General features: G+C 44.2%; 12 protein-coding genes. 10 read left to right on the forward strand and 2 right to left on the reverse strand.

Annotated features, from left to right (window positions below):
- Positions 1 to 45 precede the first annotated feature (45 nt).
- Positions 46 to 1,872, forward strand: a complete 1,827-nt coding sequence (locus AC0YN6_RS05370; protein WP_475745625.1) for a cache domain-containing sensor histidine kinase — start codon at positions 46 to 48, stop codon at positions 1,870 to 1,872.
- Positions 1,873 to 1,996: 124 nt separating this feature from the next.
- On the forward strand, positions 1,997 to 5,278 hold the full coding sequence (locus AC0YN6_RS05375; RefSeq protein WP_475745626.1) for an S-layer homology domain-containing protein: 3,282 nt from the start codon (positions 1,997 to 1,999) through the stop codon (positions 5,276 to 5,278).
- 80 nt (positions 5,279 to 5,358) lie between these two features.
- Here the strand turns inward: AC0YN6_RS05375 and AC0YN6_RS05380 are convergent, their stop codons facing one another.
- Complete coding sequence (locus AC0YN6_RS05380; RefSeq protein ID WP_475745627.1) at positions 5,359 to 6,249, reverse strand: helix-turn-helix domain-containing protein; 891 nt, start codon at positions 6,247 to 6,249, stop codon at positions 5,359 to 5,361.
- 111 nt (positions 6,250 to 6,360) lie between these two features.
- Here AC0YN6_RS05380 and AC0YN6_RS05385 point away from each other — a divergent pair, with 111 nt between their 5' ends.
- The 7 genes from AC0YN6_RS05385 to AC0YN6_RS05415 all read left to right on the forward strand — a co-directional run bounded on the left by AC0YN6_RS05385 (position 6,361) and on the right by AC0YN6_RS05415 (position 19,510).
- Entirely contained in the window at positions 6,361 to 9,696 is a 3,336-nt protein-coding gene (locus tag AC0YN6_RS05385) for a DUF5107 domain-containing protein (protein WP_475745628.1), read from the forward strand.
- 226 nt (positions 9,697 to 9,922) lie between these two features.
- A complete protein-coding gene (locus AC0YN6_RS05390) occupies positions 9,923 to 15,970 on the forward strand; it encodes an endo-alpha-N-acetylgalactosaminidase family protein (protein ID WP_475745629.1) in 6,048 nt (2,015 codons plus the stop codon).
- A 225-nt stretch (positions 15,971 to 16,195) separates the two neighbouring features.
- Positions 16,196 to 16,978, forward strand: a complete 783-nt coding sequence (locus AC0YN6_RS05395) for a DeoR/GlpR family DNA-binding transcription regulator (protein ID WP_475746261.1) — start codon at positions 16,196 to 16,198, stop codon at positions 16,976 to 16,978.
- Positions 16,979 to 17,106: 128 nt separating this feature from the next.
- Positions 17,107 to 18,108 (forward strand): DUF3221 domain-containing protein, encoded by a 1,002-nt coding sequence (locus tag AC0YN6_RS05400; RefSeq protein WP_475745630.1) that lies wholly within the window; start codon positions 17,107 to 17,109, stop codon positions 18,106 to 18,108.
- A 191-nt stretch (positions 18,109 to 18,299) separates the two neighbouring features.
- Positions 18,300 to 18,782: a DUF2975 domain-containing protein gene (locus AC0YN6_RS05405; protein ID WP_475745631.1), complete on the forward strand. Its 483-nt coding sequence runs from the start codon at positions 18,300 to 18,302 to the stop codon at positions 18,780 to 18,782.
- 10 nt (positions 18,783 to 18,792) lie between these two features.
- Positions 18,793 to 19,011, forward strand: coding sequence for a helix-turn-helix domain-containing protein (locus AC0YN6_RS05410; RefSeq protein WP_475745632.1), 219 nt, complete (start codon positions 18,793 to 18,795; stop codon positions 19,009 to 19,011).
- Positions 19,012 to 19,021: 10 nt separating this feature from the next.
- Positions 19,022 to 19,510 (forward strand): DUF2975 domain-containing protein, encoded by a 489-nt coding sequence (locus AC0YN6_RS05415; RefSeq protein ID WP_475745633.1) that lies wholly within the window; start codon positions 19,022 to 19,024, stop codon positions 19,508 to 19,510.
- A 208-nt stretch (positions 19,511 to 19,718) separates the two neighbouring features.
- Here the strand turns inward: AC0YN6_RS05415 and AC0YN6_RS05420 are convergent, their stop codons facing one another.
- Complete coding sequence (locus tag AC0YN6_RS05420; RefSeq protein ID WP_475745634.1) at positions 19,719 to 20,432, reverse strand: Crp/Fnr family transcriptional regulator; 714 nt, start codon at positions 20,430 to 20,432, stop codon at positions 19,719 to 19,721.
- 394 nt (positions 20,433 to 20,826) lie between these two features.
- Between AC0YN6_RS05420 and ric the strand changes: the two genes are divergently transcribed.
- Positions 20,827 to 21,537 (forward strand): iron-sulfur cluster repair di-iron protein, encoded by a 711-nt coding sequence (ric, locus tag AC0YN6_RS05425; protein WP_475745635.1) that lies wholly within the window; start codon positions 20,827 to 20,829, stop codon positions 21,535 to 21,537.
- Positions 21,538 to 21,545 lie beyond the last annotated feature (8 nt).

Raw genomic sequence — 21,545 nt, forward strand, 5'->3', positions numbered from 1 at the left:
CGAAGATTTGCATAGTTTAAAATTGCAAGTGAAAGGAGTAGGCTCATGAAATTAATATCGGCTATTCACAAGCTTCTTCGCAATACAAGCATTAAATCGCGACTTATTTATACGTTATTGGTGTTGACGACTGTACCTATTATTTTGTCTAGCAGCTACTCCTACATCGGGGCAAGTAAAGCCATTAAAACGAAAATTAGTACATATTCGGCGGAAATCATGAAGCAGCTTCGCAAAAACGAACAGCTTGAAAATAAAAAGTATGTAAGTTTGAGTGATTCGATTATGTTAAATGACAATGTCCAAAGATATATCGAACAATATGATAATGTTGATGAATTAAACAAAAGTGAAATGAGCCTGTTTATTAACAATTTACTTAGCGATAAGCTCGATTTGCTGAAAAAAATTAAAAACGTCAGAATTTTGGCGCCAGATTCCAGCACGGTTTATGATATGGGGTTTAACTCCATTAGTCATAGTCATTTTGAACGACTTATCGGGAGGATTGAGCAGGCAGATGGTAAAGACCAATGGTCTTATTTGACGACTGAACAGGGAGAGCCTTGCATTGTGCTGGCGCGCAAAATCAATTCGTCACAAAACTGGGATCAATCGCTCGGCTATATTTTTATTAGCATCGGTGAACAGCTTTATTCGGAGGAGCTATATTCAGATGTGGATATGGGGGCTGGTACGGATGTGTTTATTCTTGATAATCAAGGCAAAGTAATTTCTAGCCGCAGCTCTAATATAGAGCTGCATCAGCCTTTTAAGAATGATCAGCTTATTACTGCTATTCAGCGTAATGAAGCAAAGGGCAGTTCCTCTTTTCCAATGGATCTATCTGGTGAGCGTCACCTTGTTGCATACAGTTATGATGTATACTCTAGCTGGTATTTGATAAGTACGATTCCTGATAGCTACTTGAATAATGAAACGAAATATATTCAGCGCACAATCTTGTTTACTTGCATATTGCTTATCGTAGTTTCGCTTGTCATCGCATTGCTTATCTCAAATACAATCTATCGTCCGTTGACGAAACTGGTAGAGCAGACATCACGTATTATTCGCGGTAATTTGAACACAACGATTGAAGACGAGAGTAAGGATGAAATTGGTTATTTGACGGATCGTTTTAATGTTATGGTAGAGAAGATCAATGCCTTAATTGAAGAGACGAAGAGGGAGCAGCAGCAAAAGAGAGAGATCGAGCTGCAAATGCTGCAGGCACAAATTAATCCGCATTTTTTGTTCAATACACTTAATTCTTTGAAATGGACAGCACAGCTAAGTCAGGCAGAGAGTGTCAGTGTTGGCCTAAGCGCCTTGGCAGAGCTGCTTCGTAATACAATTATAGATAAAAAGGAATTCGTTGGCTTGAGAGAGGAACTTTACAATATTGACAACTATGTTGTGATTCAAAAGGTTCGATATGGCTCGACTTTTGAGGTGAGTATTGATACTGAACCTGGAACTGAGCATTGTCAAGTTCCCAAATTTATTTTGCAGCCGATTGTTGAGAACGCTATTATTCATGGACAGGAAGGTATTTCACATAATCTATTCATTACTATTAATTGTATTCGTGAAGGATACGATTTGAAGATTACTATCGCTGATAACGGGTGCGGAATGAATCAGGAGAAGGCGGAACGAGTTTTGAGCAGCGGGTATACTTCTAATAAAGGGCGGCTTGCGAATATTGGTGTAACGAATGTTGTTGAGCGAATTAAACTTAATTTCGGAGATGAATACGGATTAACGATTCAAAGCAAGGAGAACGAAGGCACGGTTGTATCTGTGAAAATTCCGTTTGTTATTGGCTCAGAGGATACTGAAGTGGGATTGTACAGAAGATTGCGATAATAGTAAAAGAGTCAATATAATATATGTTTATGTCAATATTCTCGATGTGAGCACCTCTGTTAAAGCGGTTACACTGTTATAGTATCCAAGATTTAGACAAAATTTAGATTTGGAGGACTATAACATGAAACAAGTATTCGCAAAAGTTATTTTAGTATGCTTAGTAATGTTGATTGTTGTACCGTTTCAGTCTGTGGGGGCTGCTGAGGAAATAGTGCCTGAGACTGCTAAAGAAGAAGCTCTTGGAACGATTTATTATGTGGATACTGATGGCTCAGACACAAATACCGGTAAGAGCGAGGATCAAGCATGGCAGTCACTGGATAAGGTCAATATGACGACATTTTCACCTGGTGACCAAATTTTATTCAAGGCCGGAGGCGTATGGACAGGCTCTTTGCAACCCAAAGGCTCAGGTGAGCCCAATAAGCGTATCGTTATTGGCAGATATGGCGATGGAGCTAAGCCGCTATTGCAGGGTGCCGGAGTAGAAAATACGATTAAATTTTATAATCAGCAGCACTGGGAAGTTGGTCATTTGGAAATTACGAATAAAGGGGCATCGGCTGCAACTAGTCCGCGCCGCGGATTGTTAATTTACGCTGAGAATTTCGGTGTAGAAGGGAAAACGGAAACGGATTTAACGCAAATATCGGTGCTGCGCGATTTCTATATTCACGATCTATTTATTCATGATGTGAACGGTCAGGATAAAAAAGATGGTGATGGCAGTGCAGGTATTCAGGTTTCTGTACGCATCCCTGGGATGACACCGAGCAATAAAGTGCCCGCAGATACTGTAAATCAAAGAACAACTTTTGATCAAATAGTGATTGAAAATAATGAAATTCGCAATGTTGATCGCTCTGGAATTATATTCTGGACGGATTGGTTCAGCAGAGATCTGCTGCGCTACAAGGATACGGCTTATGGAGATAAAAAGGATTCGCCATGGACACCGATGACGAATGTGGTTATTCGGGCGAATAAGCTTTACAATATCGGTGGTGATGGCATAGCGCCTCATATGACCGAGGGTGCGCTCGTGGAGTACAATTTTATTGATGGATATAATGTAAGATCCAGCGGCTATAGCGCAGGCATGTGGCTATGGAATGGCGATAATGCATTGTTCCAATTTAACGAAGCGACAGGCGGTAAAACGACGCGCGATGGCATGCCTTGGGATTTCGATCAGGGGACGCAGGGCACTATTTATCAATACAACTATTCATACAACAATGAAGGCGGTACGCTGCTGTTCTGTACAGAGGATGCAGGTCATGGTGTGAAGGATGGTGTGTTCCGCTACAATATTAGTCAAAATGACAAATATCAAATCTTTACGGTATGCGGCGGCAGCGCTATGGAAAACGTGCAGGTATACAACAATGTATTTTATGTTGGCGAAGGCATGAATACAGCAATGATGGTTAGCCAAGGCGGTTCAGTTGGTGTCAAGTTATTTAACAATGTATTTATTAATCATGGGACAGGCGGCTACGCCTCGAAACCAAGCTGGACTTATTTCAATAATGCTTTCTTCGGCAACAAAGTTCCGACAAAAGAGCAAATTCCTGACTCATTTATGGTAAATGGTAATCCTAAGCTGCAGGACGCGGGTAAGGCAAAAACCGTGCTAAATCGACCGGGTAATATTATTCCTGAGCAGATCAATTGGTTCGAGGAGCTGGACGGCTATAAGCTGCTGGCTGATTCCCCGCTAATTAATGCGGGACGTTTCATTAGTGTAACTGGTGATCCTGGCAAACGTGATTTTTATAATAACCCGTTGTACAACGGGATGCCGGACATTGGCGTGCATGAGTATGAGCTGGAGAAATATCCGGATGTTGATCCGTTTGAGCCAGTAATTCCAAAGCCGAAAGTCGAAATTCGCAATGGAAATTTTGAGAATACCGAGCAGCATGGGAACGGCGCACCGTGGAACTGGCAATGGAACGGCGGTATCATTAAAGATGGTAATGCCTACGAAGGCGAGTATGCCGGATTTACGAAAGCAATTGCTGACGGCGCTTCGGTCGAGCAGGAATTCGCTGTAACGTCAAATACGACATATAAGCTAAGTGCGTATGCCAAAGCAGGTGACGATAAGCAAACACTATATCTTGTCGTGCAAACCAAAAATAAAGCAGGAAAACAAACAGAGGAATTGATTCCTGTTACTTCAACCGAATATAAGCAGATTACTTACGAATTTACGACAGCAGCGGATATCGATAAGGCCTTGGTCAGTCTGTATAAGGAGAAAGGAACAGCAGTTAAAAACTATATCGATAATGTCAGCATCGAAGAAGTCGTTCCTGTTGATAGCAGTGCTTTGGAACAAACGAAGGCTAAAGCAGTCAAGTTGTTGAATGACACTAATGTTGGTACAGCAGCAGGGGAAGTACCTCAGTCTGCGAAGGATTCTTTACAAGCTGCAATTGCTGCAGCACAAATAGTGCTCGATAACGAATCTGTTAATCAATCAGAAGTTGATGCGGTAACGACTAGCTTGAACGAGGCAATCAAGGTGTTTAAAGCAGCTATTATTAATGAGGTAAAACCGCCAATACCGCCGACTCAGGCCGTACTGGATCGACTGGTCGTAGAGCAACTTCCTGCTGCATTGCAGGTTGGCGATACTGTACAGGCTAAAGTAACAGCATGGTACACGAATGGTACCAAATCTGTAGTGACGGCAGAAGTGAGCTTTATTTCTTCTGATACTACAGTTGTTGAAGTAAGTGCACAAGGCGCTATTTCAGCGAAAAGTGCTGGAACAGCAGTCATTACAGTCAGCTTTAAAGGGAAATCGCAAACGGTTGAGATTATCGTTAAAGCGAGCACCAATCCAGGAACTGGCGGTGAAACACCTAAGTTTACAGATATAGCAAACCACTGGGCGAATGCGGCAATTACTAAGCTTGCAGCTGAAAAATTAATGAACGGTTATGGCAATGGTTCGTTTAAGCCGGATCAAAGCATGACACGTGCAGAATTGACAACGCTGCTAATTAGAGCACTTAAGGAAGAGCCTAAGCAAGCTGCAGAGAAAGATTATAAGGATGTAGCAGCGAGCCACTGGGCAAAAGGTTATATCGACAAAGCATTGGAGCTGGGTATTGTAAAAGGTATTACAGAGCAAACCTTTGCGCCAGAAGCATCGATTACACGTCAAGAATTTGCCGTAATGATTGCTCGTGCTTACAAATGGAACAGCAGTATCGTAGAGCTTAATTTTACTGATAAAGCTGAAATTGCTCCGTGGGCAGCAGAAGCTGTTCAGGTACTTGTGGAAAAAGGCATTATGCAAGGATATCCAAATGGAAGCTTCAAAGCTGAGCAAGCAGTTACGCGAGCAGAAGCAGCTTCGATAATTGCAAAATTATTGCAGCAATAGAATATGAGTAAACTAAGAGGGAGCTTCGTAGGTGAAGCTCCCTCTCTTTTGTGCGCCAAATTCTTAACGGGAAAACTACGTTACCCTTTTGGAATGTTCCGATAGGCAGAAGGGGAAGAGCCGGTTATTTTTTTGAACAGTCTCGAGAAATAATAAGGATCGGATATGCCGATGTTTGAGGCGATTTCTTTGATGGACAGACCCGTAAGGCTGAGCATTTGAGCTGCCCTTTGGATTTTCATACGAAGAAAGTATTCGATCGGCGGGAATCCCGTTGCTTCATTAAATAATAAAATTAAATGCTGTTTAGACAAGTTGGTATGATTGGCTAATTCAGAGAGCTTAATAGAATCCTCCAAATGATTGTTCATGTATCGGATGGCGATTTCTAGATACTGCTCTCTTTTTTTGTCTTTGGCTGTTCCTCCAGCGCTAATACCGATGCTGCTGATCAGTTGGCGCATAGACTGGGATACGTGCGTATGGACGGCTAATGAGTAGGTTTTATCTGAGAGTAGCATATAACATTTATCGAATACATCTCTGAACTCGGAAAGGGCACCAATCGGAAGAGGGACAGGCTTAGTATCCATCCCGTACATTTGAATGAAGGCAGTTACGTGCTCTCCCAGGAGATGAAACCAGTATATACTCCATGGAGCATCATTGGATGCACCATATCGGTGTGGCGTGTTAGCAGGAATGACAACAAGCTGGTTTTGGGTAAGAGGGACCGCTTTCTGATGATTCAGTTCAATCCAACCGTCCCCATCTGAACAAAGGATGAAAATATGGGAGCTGCTTCCTTCGGGGCGTTCCCTAAGGTGATTACGAGCGTGTGGGAAAAATCCAATATCGCTTACGAATAAATCTCGCGTCAGTTCAGAATGAGATAATTCTGTCTGCATATATTCGGGAAGAACGAACAGTTTTTCTTCTTCAAAACCCTCCGACTTTCCGGTACTAACCATCCTCAAACCTCCCGAGTGAATAATAAGAATATAATCCATCACATTAAGCATATTGTCAATTGGTGTTTACCCTCGGGCACGATAAAGTAGAGACAACAAGAAAAGGGAGTGATGAAGTTGAGTCAGAATGTTCGAGTATGGGAAGAAGAGACTTTGATTCCGACTTATGGCATCGGGGAGCCGGATCGAAATCCGATGTTTCTAGAGAAGCGAGTTTATCAAGGAAGCTCCGGTAAGGTATACCCTCATCCGGTTGTTGATAAAATTGAAGATGAGAAAAAAATGCAGTCATATCGTCTCGTAATCCTGGAAAACGAATATGTTCGAATCGAGATCATGCCGGAAATTGGTGGAAGGATTTATCGCGCGCTAGACAAAACAAATAATTATGATTTTGTATATCATAATCGTGTGATTAAGCCAGCATTGGTTGGCTTAGCTGGCCCTTGGATTTCAGGCGGTATCGAGTTTAACTGGCCTCAACATCACCGCCCTAATACGTATGGTCCTGTTGAATACAAGCTAACGGAAAATGATGATGGAAGTGCTACTGTTTGGGTGAATGAGATCGACCGGATGTATGGTACGAAAGTTACCGCTGGCTTCACGCTATATCCTGGAAAAGCCTATTTGGAAATCTCCGCACAGCTATATAATCGAACACCCGAGCCGCAAACTTTTCTGTGGTGGGCAAACCCAGCCGTTGCAGTTAACGATAATACACAATCCGTGTTTCCGCCTGATGTGACGGCAGTCTTTGACCACGGCAAACGCGATGTCTCAAAGTTTCCAATTGCGACAGGCACGTATTATAAAATGGATTATTCTTCTGGGGTTGATATTTCACGCTATAAGAACATTCCGGTTCCTACATCCTATATGGCGTATAAATCGGACTATAACTTCGTCGGTGGTTATGATCATGGTGTTCAAGCGGGCTTACTTCACGTTGCGAATCATCATATTTCACCGGGTAAGAAACAATGGACTTGGGGTAACGGTGAATTTGGGCAAGCATGGGATCGCAGCTTGACGGATGAAGACGGACCCTATATCGAGCTGATGACCGGGGTGTACACAGACAATCAACCGGACTTTACTTGGCTACAGCCGTTTGAAGAAAAATCATTCAAACAATATTTCATGCCTTATAAAAATATTGGTGTTGTCAAAAATGCTTCTATTGATGCTGCGATTAACTTAGAAGTGGATGAGAAGACTCGTGAGGCTGTTGTGCTAGCCTATGCAACCTCTTTATTCGTGGGTGCAACAATTGAATTAAAAGGAAGCAGTCGTACGTATTTAATGGAAGTCGTGGAGCTATCTCCGACTCAAACGTTCAAATCAGTGATTACGATTGACGAGAATGATCAACCGCACGACCTTAGTGTGTCTATATTGGATGCTAAAGGAAATCTTCTTATTGGTTATAAACCTGCCAAACCATCGATCGAGCAGGTCCCGGATGCAGCTAAGCCACTGCAGGAGCCAGCTGAAATGCAAACAAACGAGCAGCTATATTTGGCCGGATTGCATTTGGAGCAGTATCGCCATGCAACGTTTGAACCTGAAGCTTACTATCTCGAAGGATTGAAGCGTGATCCAAGTGATAGCAGGATTAATGTGGCATATGGCACACTCTTATTACGTCGAGGGCTGTTCACAGAGGCAGAAGCTCATTTCCGTACGGCGGTGAAGTCGCTCACCAGGCTTAATCCGAACCCTTACGATAGTGAAGCTTTCTATCAGTTAGGTGTTGCACTTAAATTTCAAGGACGGTTAGAAGAATCCTTTGCTATGCTTTACAAATCGACATGGACTGCTGCCTGGCAGGATGCAGGCTACTTCTCGCTTGCACAGATCGCTTGCGAAAAAGGAGAATTCGCGGAAGCGCTAGAACTAGTTGAGCGTTCGCTTGTACGCAATGCCCGAAATTACAAAGCACGTCATCTGAAAGCTGTGCTTCTTCGCAAGCAGGGTCAGATTCAGGAAGCATTGTCTTATGTGGAAGAAACACTCGCGCTTGATATAACTGATTTTGGTTCAGCTAATGAACGATTCCTTTCGCTTACTGGTAGAGGTTATGAAGTGCTTGCCAGCGTAGTGAAAGAAGAGCTTATGAGACTCATGCGCGGAGATGCTCATAATTATTTGAATCTGGCATCCGATTATGCAAACTGCGGCTTATTCGAGGAAGCGATTGAAGTACTTAATCGAATCGTATCAGGTAACCATTCAGGCGCGTATCCGATGATTTACTATACTCTTAGCTATTTGCATGAAAAAGCAGGGGATTCGGAATTCGCACAGGTCTACAGAAAAGCTGGAAAGGCAGCAGCACCTGATTACTGTTTCCCCAATAGTCTATTTGATCTGCAAGTGCTGCTGAGTGTGATTTCGGCTGATTCTAATGATGACAAAGCACACTATTACTTGGGCAATTTTTATTATGATAAAAGAAGACACGAGGATGCAATCACACATTGGGAAGCGTCTCGATCAATTCAAAACCATTTTCCGACCGTTCACCGCAATCTCTCCCTTGCTTACTATAACAAACGTGGAGATGCAGCCTCCGCCCTTATTTCGATGGAGAAGGCTTTTACTTGCAATCCTGATGATGCACGCGTTTTCTACGAGCTTGATCAATTGTATAAAAAGCTTGGGTATGCGACAGAGATTCGTTTCGGCAAGCTTGAGGAGCATCGAGCATTAGTTAATAAACGCGATGATCTTTACGTGGAATATATTACATTGCTGAATGCACAAGGCTATCACGAAAGGGCAGTCCAAGCGCTCTGTGCACACCAATTCCACCCTTGGGAAGGTGGCGAAGGCAAAGTGACTGGTCAACATGTATTTGCGCATATTGAACTGGCCAAGCGAGCTCTGAACGAAAAGAGATTTGCAGAGGCGGTTGATTTATTGCGGCAAGCACTTGTCTATCCAGATAATTTAGGAGAAGGTAAGCTGTCGGGGGCGCAGGAGAATAATGTCTATTATTATCTTGGACTCGCACATGAAGGCTTAAACGAGGCAAAACAAGCACACGAATGTTTCAACATGGCTTCCCAAGGATTGGAGGAGCCGGCCAGTGCAATGTACTACAACGACCAACCGCCGGAAATGATTTTCTATCAGGGAATGGCTTGGAGTGCACTGGGTAATGACAAAGAAGCTAAACGCCGCTTCAATAAGCTGATTGATTACGCGGAAAAGCACTTATTCGATGAAATGAAGTTTGATTATTTCGCAGTTTCTTTGCCAGACTTCCTTGTGTTTGAGGACGACCTGAACATTCGGAATGAAGTTCACTGCCGATACATGATGGGACTCGGACATCTAGGCCTCGGTCATACTGAAATGGCGAGAGAACAGTTTGAGATTGTACTTCGTTTGGACGCTAACCATACTGGCGTGCAAAATCATTTTATTATGTGCCAATAAGGAAAAAGGGACTTCGGTTACTTTAAACACGCCATCACGGCGTGTTTTTTGCATTCCAACTATTATTACGTTTCCCAAGCATTTTTTGTCGGAATGTCAATATAGTAGTGTTTTTTGTCAAAATTATCAATTCTAGGTCTAAAATTAAGCGGTTACAATGAGGGGAAGAAAGTGTGAATCGTCAAAAAAAAGGTTTTTTAAATCACTTCAATAGGGAGGCAGAATCATGAAATCAATGAAAAAAACATTAAGCACCGCACTTGTCCTATCGCTTGTGGGTACATCAGGATTAGCTGCGGTACCGGGGATGCCGGGCGGCATTCAAGTCGCCGGGGCAGCGCTGTCGCAAATTGACAGCGTTTACACCAACACATTGGACAGTATGACGGCAGGTATGCTGAAGGACTACGATACACCGGCCGATACGACCGTAACGTCGGCCACGGCGCTTAGCGGAATAAGCGGCAGAGCCCTGAAGATTTCGGCCAACCCGATCTCTCAATTGATGCTCAACCAGAAGTTGAGCCTAAAGAACGGCGAAATTGAATTCAAAATAAATATGGATTCGAAATTCGAGCGGTTCGGCTTTATCATTCGCCATAAAGATGCGAATAATTTCAGTTTGATTGGCTATGACATCACAGGATGGTTCCATCAAGGGGTTAAAAACGAGGTGGCTGAATGGAGTAGTGCGAACACCGCCGAACCATTGAAAATTGGTCAAACTTATACCGTTAAGCTGGTTTTCCAGGATGATAAGTATACCGTATTCGTGGATGACAAGGAGGTGTACAACGTAGATGGAACCGGCGGTATAATGGGGCTCGATGAAGGGAATGTCGGACTGTATACATGGAATAACCCCAGAAAGTTTTATGTAGACGATTTCATCGTACGCGATTCCAATAAGGCTACCGTGTTCCAAGAGGACTTCACAACAAATGGTCCGAATGACGTTTTTATTAATGCAATGAATCCAGCCCTTTCGACCTTTGAAATGGCGGAACCCATTGCCGGAATGACCGGCATGGCGGCCCGCATTCAGAAGAGCGGCTCCATGCTTCTAGCTGATACGAAGTCGCCCGTCAATGCGGTGAACGGCACGTACAGCGCTAAGGTGAAAGCTTCGACCGCGTCGGATCTCGGTTTATTGTTCAAATACAAGGATAATAACAACTGGACTTCCGTGTATTATGAGGGCGAAGGCAACTGGTCGTTGAAAGGCAAAAAAGACGGCGTAGAAGTGAATAAATCCATTGCCAGCAATGCGCCGCTGGTCGACAATCAAACGCATCAATTAAAAGTGGAATTTGAAGGAACGCAGTACAAGCTATTTATCGACGACACGATGAAGTTTGACGGGACAGTGGACGACTTCTACATAGGAGAAGGTTCGATCGGCGCAGTCTCTTTAGAGGGAGACAACACGCTGTGGCTGGACGATATTAGCCTTCAATATACAGAAGGCGCGCCTATAGAGGAAGTAACCTCGTACAAGCGGACGTATGACGATGGCGAAGCAGGAACGTGGAATCGTGTAGACGGCACAGCGCTTCCAACTCAACCGACGATTTCCGACGGATCGCTAGTCATTCCGACTTCGGGCGATATGCGAATCTATGACGAAGAAAGCTTGGATATTGCGGACGGCACCTATACGGTCAAATTTAGGACAAGCTCCGATTTAGGCCGACTTGGATTTCTGTTCCGTTACTCAAGCCCAACTTCCTATGCGATGATCGCCAATGACGTTGGCGGCAAGTGGGTATGGGTGAACGGCAATGCCTACGGAACCCTGACGGATAGCGGTCCGACGCTTCAGAAGAATACCGACTATACGTTGAAAGTCAAATTCGTGGGCCAAAATGTTAAAGCTTGGATGAACGGAGAACTGTTCGCGAACTCGACAGTAGATATTCCGACAACGGAAGGCAAAGTCGGCTTTAGAAACTGGTTCGACGCCAAGACGATTACAGTCGACGAATTGTCGGTAGAGAAGCACATTCCGCTGCAGCCTCCTGCAGAAGGAGTATATGAGCCGATTACGATCAAGTCCGATGAGCTTAGCGTCGATTTGGACAACCGTTACCCGGCAGTCCGCCAATATACGTGGCTAGACTCTAACGAGACGGTGGCGGGACAGTCCGACTTCATGTACGCCATTCGCATCAACGGTGAAGATGTCATTGCGAAGGTTACCGATGTGCAAATGAACCCGGATGAAAACTCAGCCGTATATTCGCTGAACGCAACAGTGACAGATGATAATTCGGATGCGACATATCCGGTTCAATTAAAAGCTACCTTCAGCGTAGACGACAACGTTCTGACGTTCCGTCCGGAAGTTGTCTCCGAACCTGCAGCTTATCCGATCCAGACCATTGAATTCCCGAATCATAAGCTTGTGACCTTCAAGGGCGATCAAGCCAAAGTGGCCACAGCCACAACTTCTGGCGGCTGGAACACGGTTAGTGAAGAGTTCTATTCGGTTGCCGAGGCAAAAGAAGGTACAACTGCGAAGTCCTATAGCTTCATCAGCGACGGCAAATTCTCCGCCACCATTGTCAACAATGTGATTGAGACGCCTTCGAAAACGATTGTAGGCGTAGACAAACCATCGAATGGCGATCCATCGGTTTCGATCTGGAATGGCGGCTGGGTGTACAGAGGCGTAGAAGGTCTCGACGAGCAATTCCCGCCGCAAAACGATATGTACGCCAAGATCATCCTGACGAAGGATGCCAACAATGACAATACGGCCGATTGGCAGGATGCGGCGATCGCTTTCCGCGAGCATATGGACATCCCGCAAGGCGGCGAAGACATTAAAGACAACGTGTCGTATATCAGCTTCAACTTCAACAGCTTGGCCCAAAATCCGTTCATGCGCACGTTGGACGATGCCAAGAAGCTATACAACTTCTACGACGGCTTCGGCCAAATGATTTTGCTGAAAGGCTATCAGGCCGAAGGCCACGACGACAGTCACCCAGATGTAGGCGGCCATACTGGCATTCGCCAAGGCGGCGTCAAAGATTTCAGGAAGCTGACAGAGCTAGGCGAAGACTACAACTTGAAAATCGGCGTCCATGTCAACGTGACGGAATACATGCTGGATGCTTTCGGCACCAATTACGATCACCTCAATAAGCCGCTTAGCGCTGGCTGGGGCTGGCTCGACCAAGCGTATTATGTCGATCAAATGAAAGATCTGACCAGTGGAGAGCTTGCAAGCAGATTCGCCAAGCTGAAGGAAGATGTGCCTAAGCTGGACTGGGTATATGTGGACGTATATTCCGGCGCAGGCTGGCATGCCAAGCAACTGGCCAAGACGATCCAATCCAATGGCTGGACGGTTGCTACAGAATTTAGCGGACCAATGGAGCCGGATACCGTCTGGACGCATTGGGGGACAGACTTGTATTACCCAAGCAGCGGCGACGGCAGCCAAATTCTTCGTTTCATCAAAAACCAAACGCAAGATACATTCCCGGCCAACAGCGCCAAATTGAGCAGGCTGCTCAAAGGTGTTCAACAGCCTGGCATTGGCACTTGGCAGAACCGTACCAGCATCAAGGAAGGTGTATCCGTCTTCTACAACCAGAACTTACCTACTAAGTATATGCAATATTTCCCGATCATGAAGTGGGAAGAAAACCGAATTCAATTCGACGGAAATGTAGAAGTCAAGCTGGAAACTGTGGACGGCAAGGAGAAAGGTGTACTGCACAAAGACGGCAAAGTCGTCGCAATCTCCGATATTGTCGTGAAAGAGGACGGAAAGCTTGATACGAAGGCTGAAAGCCTTGTCTTCCTCCCTTGGGATCCTAAGAACGAAACCAAAATTTATCACTGGAATCCGAAAGGCGGAAGCACTGAGTGGGAGCTGCCGAACAGCTGGAGCGGACAAACAACTGTCGAGCTGTACAAGCTGACGGAAACCGGCAAAGAGCGTCAAGAGACGCTTAACGTTGCCAATGGTAAGGTGGCAGTTGATGCGGATGCTAATACTCCTTATGTCATCTTCAAAACCGAAGCCGACGCGAGCAAAGCTGAAGATGCGGGCAAATGGGGCGAAGGTACGCCTGTAGCAGACCCTGGCTTCGACAGCGGCAAATTTGAAGATTGGAAAGTGGAATCGAAGCAGCCGAATACCGACCATGTCACAGTCGTACAAGACGATAGATTCAACAACCTGCTTCACGTAACAGGCGGCAAGGACGCTACAATCAGCCAGAAATTAACGGGCCTTCAGCCAGGCAAGACGTATACGGCTTCCGTATGGCTGACTACAGGCAACGCCGGCAAGCAGCGCGCGACGATTGGCGTCAAAGATTACGGCGATAAGGAAGTAAATCATTACATTGAGAACCAGCCGATGCTGAACCAAGAAGAGCCGCATAAGTTCAAAAATACGAGATTTACGCGGATGAAGGTAGACTTCACGGCGGATGCAAGCGGCAGCGCGTTGCTGTACCTGAATGTAGACGCAACCGCGACTCCAAGTCCGACTAGCAGCGTGATTTTCGATGACGTTCGCGTTTGGGAGCATCCAGGTCATACGGATAAAGGCACCCATGCTTATTTCGAAGATTTCGAGAATGTCTCGGAGGGTTGGGGACCGTTCCTCTACCAAAGACCAAGCGGCGGACAAACGCACATGGTCGAGAAGGATACAGATCCGAATACGCTGCAGCATATGCACTATGTATTGGACGGCATCTTCTCGCTTAAATCGAGTGAAACGGATTACGTAGGAAAGCTGTTCCGTACCGTGCCATCTACGCTTAAATTCAAGCCGAATACGGAATACAAAGTCGGCTTTAAGTATGACACGTTGAAAGATGGTATGTACAAAGTGTCTGTCAAAAACGCGGACGGCACGGACCTTACTTCTCAAGTGCTGACCAAAACAACGGATGGCAAGGAATTCAATGAAGTATTATTGACATTCACGACAGAAGGCGAAGATACGTACATCCAGTTCGAATCGCTTGTTATGCCGAAGAGCGTCGTCAACGATTATATCGTTCTGGACGATCTATATGTAGACGACCTGTCGCTGACAACGGAACCGCCAACAACGGGGCCGCCGACTACGATCCCTCCGGCAGTCAAGCCTGATATCCAAGTTTCGGGCAGCAACGTAAACGCGAATGTCAAAGCGGATGCAAACGGAAATGTAATAGTAAACCTGAGCGCTTCCGACATGAACAAAGCAGCAGAAAACACAGATCAAACGATCACCGTTAAAGTCAATCTGGAGTCTGCGTCCCAAACGAATGGCGTAACGATTCACCTGCCTGCAGACGCGCTGAATTCAGCGGCGCAACAAGGGAATACCGTGTTGCTCGACACAGGCTTTGCAACCCTGACCTTGACTCCGGAGCAGTTGGCTCATCTAATCGGTAAAGATACAAAAGTACTTGAAGTATCGATCACAAGAGCCGACCTATCCAAGCTTACAGAAGCGGCGCAAGCGAAAATCGGAAGCGATCCGGTATATAATATCGCACTGAAGACTGACGGCGCTGCCGTTAACTCGATCAAAGGCAAAGATAAAGTATCCGTGCAACTGCCTTACGAGTTGAAAGCAGGAGAAAACCCTAATCAAATCGTCGCTTACTTCATTACGGAAGACGGCAAGTTGAAAGTAGTGAAAAACAGCAAATACGATGCAGCATCAAAAACGGTCGTATTCCAGCTAAACCAGCTGGGAAGCATCACGGCCGCGCATGCCGTAGTGAAGTTCAATGATATCTCAAAGCTGCAATGGGCACAGGATAGCATTGAGGCTTTGGCAGCTAGAGAAGTCATTAATGGCGTTGCACCAGGGGTATTCAAGCCGCAAAGCCAAATTACACGGGCTGAATTTACTACCATGCTGATGAACGCACTGGACATCGCTCCTGCTGATGCCGAAGGCAAATCTTCCTTCAGCGATGTGCAGCAAGACAAGTGGTATAGCGATGCGATCCTAGCCGCACAGCAGCTTGGCATCGTCAACGGCAAGAAGGACGGCAGCTTTGGCATTAACGACAGCATTACGCGCGAAGAAATGGCAGTCATCCTGTTCCGCGCCCTTCAATTGAAGCCGGCAGCAGGTGAATCGACATTCGAAGACGAGGCTTCTATCTCCGGTTATGCGCAAGCAGCCGTTCAGGCCATCTTCGAATCGGGCATCATGAACGGAATGGGCAATGGCAGCTTTAATCCGCATGGACAAGCTACTCGCGCTCAAGCAGCCGTAACGATTTATCGGATTCTTAAGTAAAGCAGCAACACCATCATAAAAAAGCAGGATTGTTCGCGATTCCCTGAATCCGAGCATATCCTGTTTTTTTTCTACATAAGAATTAAACTGAATAAAAATGCAATTAAATGAACGAAAACGATATTTATTTATTGATAAAATGAACATAACCGAATATAATTGGATTATCCTAGGTGAAAAAAGACTGTTCAGGAGGGAAAGGGCATGTCGGAAGAAAGTTCAGGGATGTTTGCAGAAGAACGCAGGGAGAAGATTTTTGAGCTGCTGCAGCAAGAAAACCGTGTATTAGCCAAAGACTTGGCGGAGAAATTCCAAATTTCTATTGATTCGATCAGACGTGATCTTACCATTATGGAAGAAAAGGGATTACTCAAAAAAACGCACGGCGGGGCAATACCATCTATGAAAGTCCGTCAATCCGCTCAGCCCCCAGAAAAGAGATACGGAGAAGGGACAGCGCAAGGGAATGCGATTGCTAAACTAGCTGTATCTTATATTCGTGAAAATGATACCGTATTTATTGGCAGTGCCGCGATTTCATACGTATTATTGAAGTATTTACCTGACCATATGCCGCTAACTATCGTAACCAATAGCATGCGGGTAGCCGATGTATTACGTGAACGAGAGTGGATAAGCACCTATTTAATTGGTGGTCTTGTAAAACCTTCTGGTAATATTACAGATGTTCTTGCGAACGAATGGGTTCGTCAATTTAAGTTCGATATCAGCTTCGCTACCGGAGGCGGTATCTCGGAAGAAGGAATATTTGTAGCTACCCCAGAAGTAGCAGCTTTTGGACGAGCAGTCTCGGCTGCATCCCGTCGCCGTATTGGCATTACAACGCACCATACTCTTGGTAATGATGGTTTTGCGAAGGCAGGGCAAATAGAAGATTTAGATTTGTTAATTACAGACTGGGATGCTGATCCAGAAGCGATTGAACGGATTCGGGCACTAGGAGTTAAGGTGATCGTGGCACAAACGGATGACAGTGAGAGGTTATAAATTTAGTTGAGCAGGCGCTAAGGCGGCCTGCTCTTTTTTTGTAAAAAACTCTATTCAATGACACTCATCGCAACCTTACTTATTGGTCTAGCGTCTATAGCGACAAGAGGATAATCAGGAGGGACGTAATGATCAAGCTCATTCTTTATTGCACAGTCATTGTGAGCATGTTGACGGCTTGCGGCGCTAATTCTGAACCATCAAAAGCAGTTACTAAAACTGTTTCAAATGCTGAGATCAACATGGAAGACCGTGTTGCCTTTGAAAGCAAGTACCTTCCTATCGTTGAAAAAGCGATAAAGGAGATCTTTTCTGATATTACAGCGTTTGAAACATTCGGCGTATACTACATTGATGATTCAGAGAACAAGTTGAAGATTGTTTTTCTTTTGGAGCAGCCTGATGCAAAAGAAGTGAAAAAACTTAAGACCGCTTTGGAAGTCGAAATGGGCGATTACGTGGAATTTCGTGTATCTAAGCACGCTCAAGAAAAACAAAATGATGTCCAGAATGAAATAGCCAGCACATTAAAAAGTATGGGACTGCGTGGTGGTTGGGGAATTAGCTCTGATATTAAGAAACAAAAAGTATTGGTGGAAGCCCATCTAACAGAAGAGCAGAAATCTCAATTAATGAATAAATATGGCGCGGATTTAGTTGAAGTTACAATTAGTGGAGTAGTTACCGCAATGGTTGGGTATGTGGTTAAGGAAAAGGACGGGAAAATTCTCGTTGTGGACCCGAATGTTCAAGACTATGGTGCACAAGGGGGAGAAAGTTTTCACTATGCCGCATCATGGTACTCAAATGTGCCTCCTGAAGTAAAGATTGGTCAGAAGGTCGAAGTTAAAGTGATTGAAGGACCCACCACTTCTCAATACCCTGGAGATAGCTCAGCAGAGGAAGTCATCATTATCCTAAGCAAAAAACCAGACAAAGCCAAAATGTTAGAAGAGGAAGCTATTCGGAAAGCACTGGCTACCAACGAGTACAAACAATCGATTGCGACGGCTGATGGTTGGCTGCCTGTAATTAAAGAAGCCAAATATAACGAAGAGCAATCGGTTTGGACGGTGGATTTCACAAATGAAAGTACGGATCAAGCGGTAACGATCCATGTTGAGGACTAACCGTAACAAATGAGGGAGAACGGCAAGGAATAGAGCATTTCTCGTTAATGAGGAATGCTTTTATTTTTGTGTAAAGTTAAACGAATATTTTTGTAACAACAATAATATAACTATATTCAGTAATTATATATTGCAAAACGATAAACGCTGTATTAAAATTAAGTTGACAATAATTAAGTGAGGTGCTTTTTATGGAACGAGGAACAACACTCTTTTTGAAGATAGCGGTTATACTTATTGGAATCCCGGTTCTTGCTTTGTGCATATTTCTGGTGCCCGAGATAGGGAAGTTTGCGGTAGAATTGTATCCAGATATGGCATATTTGAAATATCTCGTTTTTATTGATTTGTATGCAATGACGATACCTTTTTACTTGGCTCTGTTTCAAGCTTTTAAACTTTTAAGCTATATTGACAAGAACATAGCTTTCTCGGAATTATCTGTATTAGCGTTAAAGAAAATAAAATACTGTGCAATCTCAATCAGCGGCTTGTATGTAGTAGGCATGCCACTCTTTTATCTTATCGCGGAGAAGGACGATGCCCCAGGTATCATAGTCATCGGATTGGTTATGATTTTTGCCTCCATGGTGATTGCAGTCTTTGCTGCTGTTCTTCAAAGGCTTTTAAAAAATGCCATAGATATAAAATCAGAAAATGACCTGACGGTTTGAGGTGAATAACATGGCGATTATAATCAATATTGATGTGATGTTGGCTAAAAGGAAAATGAGCGTAACAGAACTTTCGGAGAGAGTTGGAATAACGATGGCTAACCTTTCTATATTGAAAAATGGAAAGGCAAAAGCAATTAGGATTTCAACTTTAGAAGCAATTTGCAAAGCATTAGAATGCCAGCCTGGAGATATTTTAGAATACAAAAGTGACGAGAACTCGCGGTGAGGTGCTTTTTATGAAACAGGGTTCAACACTCTTTTTAAAGATAGCTGTTTTTATAATAGGAACTCCAGTTCTCGCTTTGTGTATATTTGGGTTGCCTGGGATAGCCGCTAAAGATGCAGCAGCGCATCCAGAGACTGCCTATTTGCAGTATCCCTTTCTGATCGGTGCGTATTTAACGATAACACCGTTTTTCCTTGCCTTGTATCAGGCTTTAAAGCTTTTAAGTAATATCGACCAGAACAAAGCCTTCTCGGAATTATCTGTTAGAACGTTGAAGTATATAAAATATTGCGCGATCACCATTAGTACCTTGATTGCAGCAGGAATAATATCTGGAGTTATATTGTTTGCAGGTAAAGGTGAGGATATCACAGGTTTTATTAGCTTGGGATTAATGCTCACTTTTGCATCAACGGTAATTTCAGTGTTTGCTTCTATTCTTCAACGACTTTTACAAGAAGCCATTGCTATAAAGTCAGAAAATGACTTGATAGTCTGATAGGAAACCGGTTCATCCCTTGGATCCAAATAATGAAATGGCAGTTTCATTTCTCTCCTGTAATTAGAAATTGATCAAAAGCATAGCCTCGGGTGGCTGCAGCTTATTAAAGGTTTCAAATATGACCTTGTGCTTCAATTGAGGAGAGTATTCTGTTGCGTTGACGGAAGCGGCGAAAAATGGTTGCATCGCGGATAGGACGGCTGCCCTACTTGTGCGACCATTTTTTTAAAGCCTCGTAATCAAGTATCGTATAACCGGTTCGATGCGGCTCCAAGATACCTTCCTTGCGTAGCTGATTGATAAACCGGTTAACTGACTCTCTTGTTGTCCCGATCGTGTTGGCGAACTCTTGGTTGGTCAATGGAACATCCACATGGATAACACTGTCTTTGACCATGCCATAGTTTTCAACAAGCTTCAATAAGAACAGCAGTCCCCGATCGTGTACGTCGTGGCCCGTAATTTCCTGCAGCTTTTCCTGCAAGTCTCTGATTTTCCTGCTCATTACTCGCATGACCTTGATAGCGATCATTGGGGTATCCATTATAAGCTTCTCAAAGGACTGAATTGGAATCGCGAGGAGTTGGGTCGGGAGGATGGCTTCTGCGGTTGCGGGGTATGGAGTCTGATTAAAGAACCCGGTATGCGGAAACATGTCGCCCGTTCTAAGGAAAGATACGATATGCTCATGACCATTCTGATCCGTTTTGAACGTTTTGACTAGCCCGTCTTGAATGAAATAGACGGCCTCTTTGTTGCTTCCTTCCGTAAATATCGCTGTTCTTTTACGGTAGCCTCTCTGGATAGAAATATCCCATATGCACTCCAACTCCTCCTGCGTCAATTCTCGAAATAAAGGAACCAGGCGAAGCGCTTCTATTTTTTCCCTCATTTTGTTAAGCTCATTTTCTTTTGTCATATCAGCACCTCCAACTGTACTCAGTATACCAACAGGCATTTGGAATGAATGTGATTTCTGTCACTTTAACGGGAATGTAATCGTGCTGCTTTAGAAGGGGGGCTAAGCCCTTGCATTTTATTATGCAGATAATTTAGGAATTTATAGCGGAGTTCTGAAAGAGTGATATGGCTCACAGTAGTACTGCGGAGCGCTGATTATAATTGGGGGTATAAAGGTATAGACAATAATCACCGAATAGAGAGGTTGCAGCCTATGTTTAAGACATATAGGGGAGGAAACCGTAGAAGATGTGATGCCTATCACAGAGTCGGTACTTTGATCAGGCTATAATCAGAATCTAAGCGAACGCTTAAACAGGAATTTAGTTTTCGAACTCATTTGGAGGTGTACTATGCTAATCTCATTTAATGGTACTGAGAAGATCGGTGATATTGTAACAATTTTCCCGGGTGCTAGTAACTTGTTTAAGGAGTACAACATTGATTTTTGCTGCGGTGGAAATCGTTCACTGTTAGAAGTGCTTCGACAAAAGGATACGAAGGAAGATCTATTTCTTGAAAAGCTAAATCAGAATTACGATGAGGCAAATAAAAACAAAGATCGCAGAGTGGATTGGCTCGAAAAATCTTCTAGCGAATTAATGGATTATGTAATAAATACGCATCATGCCTATTTGCAAAAAGAACTCCCGTTGTTAAGCGAATTTACGACCAAGATTCTTCGTGTTCATGGCCCTACACAGGGAGATGTGCTTGCCAGGTTGCACCGACTTTTCCATCAAATGAAAATAGAGCTTGAGCAGCATTTAATTGCAGAGGAGGAAGTTGTATTCCCTCTAATCAGGCAATATGAAGAAAGCCCATCAGGGGCGCTTCAAGAGCAAGCGTTCCAAGCTATTAATGATCTTGAGGCTGATCACAGCGGCGTTGGCGATATTCTGAAGGAAATGAGAGAAATAACGAATCAATATGAGCTGCCGGCGGAGGCATGCCGAACCTATACGCTAACCTTCCAAAAGCTAGAGGAGCTCGAATCGGATTTGTTTGAGCATATCCATCTCGAAAACAACATCCTGTTTCCTCGTATGGCCGAGGCGCTTTAAACGAGAAA

This window comes from Paenibacillus sp. J22P15 (genome assembly GCF_056269345.1).

What these genes read in the sequence shown, in the direction of transcription:
- AC0YN6_RS05415 (WP_475745633.1), top strand. Translation starts at nt 19,022, where the DNA reads ATGAAACAGGGTTCAACACTCTTTTTAAAGATAGCTGTTTTTATAATA.
- ric (WP_475745635.1), top strand. Translation starts at nt 20,827, where the DNA reads ATGCTAATCTCATTTAATGGTACTGAGAAGATCGGTGATATTGTAACA.
- AC0YN6_RS05390 (WP_475745629.1), top strand. Translation starts at nt 9,923, where the DNA reads ATGAAATCAATGAAAAAAACATTAAGCACCGCACTTGTCCTATCGCTT.
- AC0YN6_RS05400 (WP_475745630.1), top strand. Translation starts at nt 17,107, where the DNA reads ATGATCAAGCTCATTCTTTATTGCACAGTCATTGTGAGCATGTTGACG.
- AC0YN6_RS05410 (WP_475745632.1), top strand. Translation starts at nt 18,793, where the DNA reads ATGGCGATTATAATCAATATTGATGTGATGTTGGCTAAAAGGAAAATG.
- AC0YN6_RS05380 (WP_475745627.1), bottom strand. Translation starts at nt 6,249, where the DNA reads ATGGTTAGTACCGGAAAGTCGGAGGGTTTTGAAGAAGAAAAACTGTTC.
- AC0YN6_RS05405 (WP_475745631.1), top strand. Translation starts at nt 18,300, where the DNA reads ATGGAACGAGGAACAACACTCTTTTTGAAGATAGCGGTTATACTTATT.
- AC0YN6_RS05395 (WP_475746261.1), top strand. Translation starts at nt 16,196, where the DNA reads ATGTTTGCAGAAGAACGCAGGGAGAAGATTTTTGAGCTGCTGCAGCAA.
- AC0YN6_RS05370 (WP_475745625.1), top strand. Translation starts at nt 46, where the DNA reads ATGAAATTAATATCGGCTATTCACAAGCTTCTTCGCAATACAAGCATT.
- AC0YN6_RS05385 (WP_475745628.1), top strand. Translation starts at nt 6,361, where the DNA reads ATGAAGTTGAGTCAGAATGTTCGAGTATGGGAAGAAGAGACTTTGATT.
- AC0YN6_RS05375 (WP_475745626.1), top strand. Translation starts at nt 1,997, where the DNA reads ATGAAACAAGTATTCGCAAAAGTTATTTTAGTATGCTTAGTAATGTTG.
- AC0YN6_RS05420 (WP_475745634.1), bottom strand. Translation starts at nt 20,432, where the DNA reads ATGACAAAAGAAAATGAGCTTAACAAAATGAGGGAAAAAATAGAAGCG.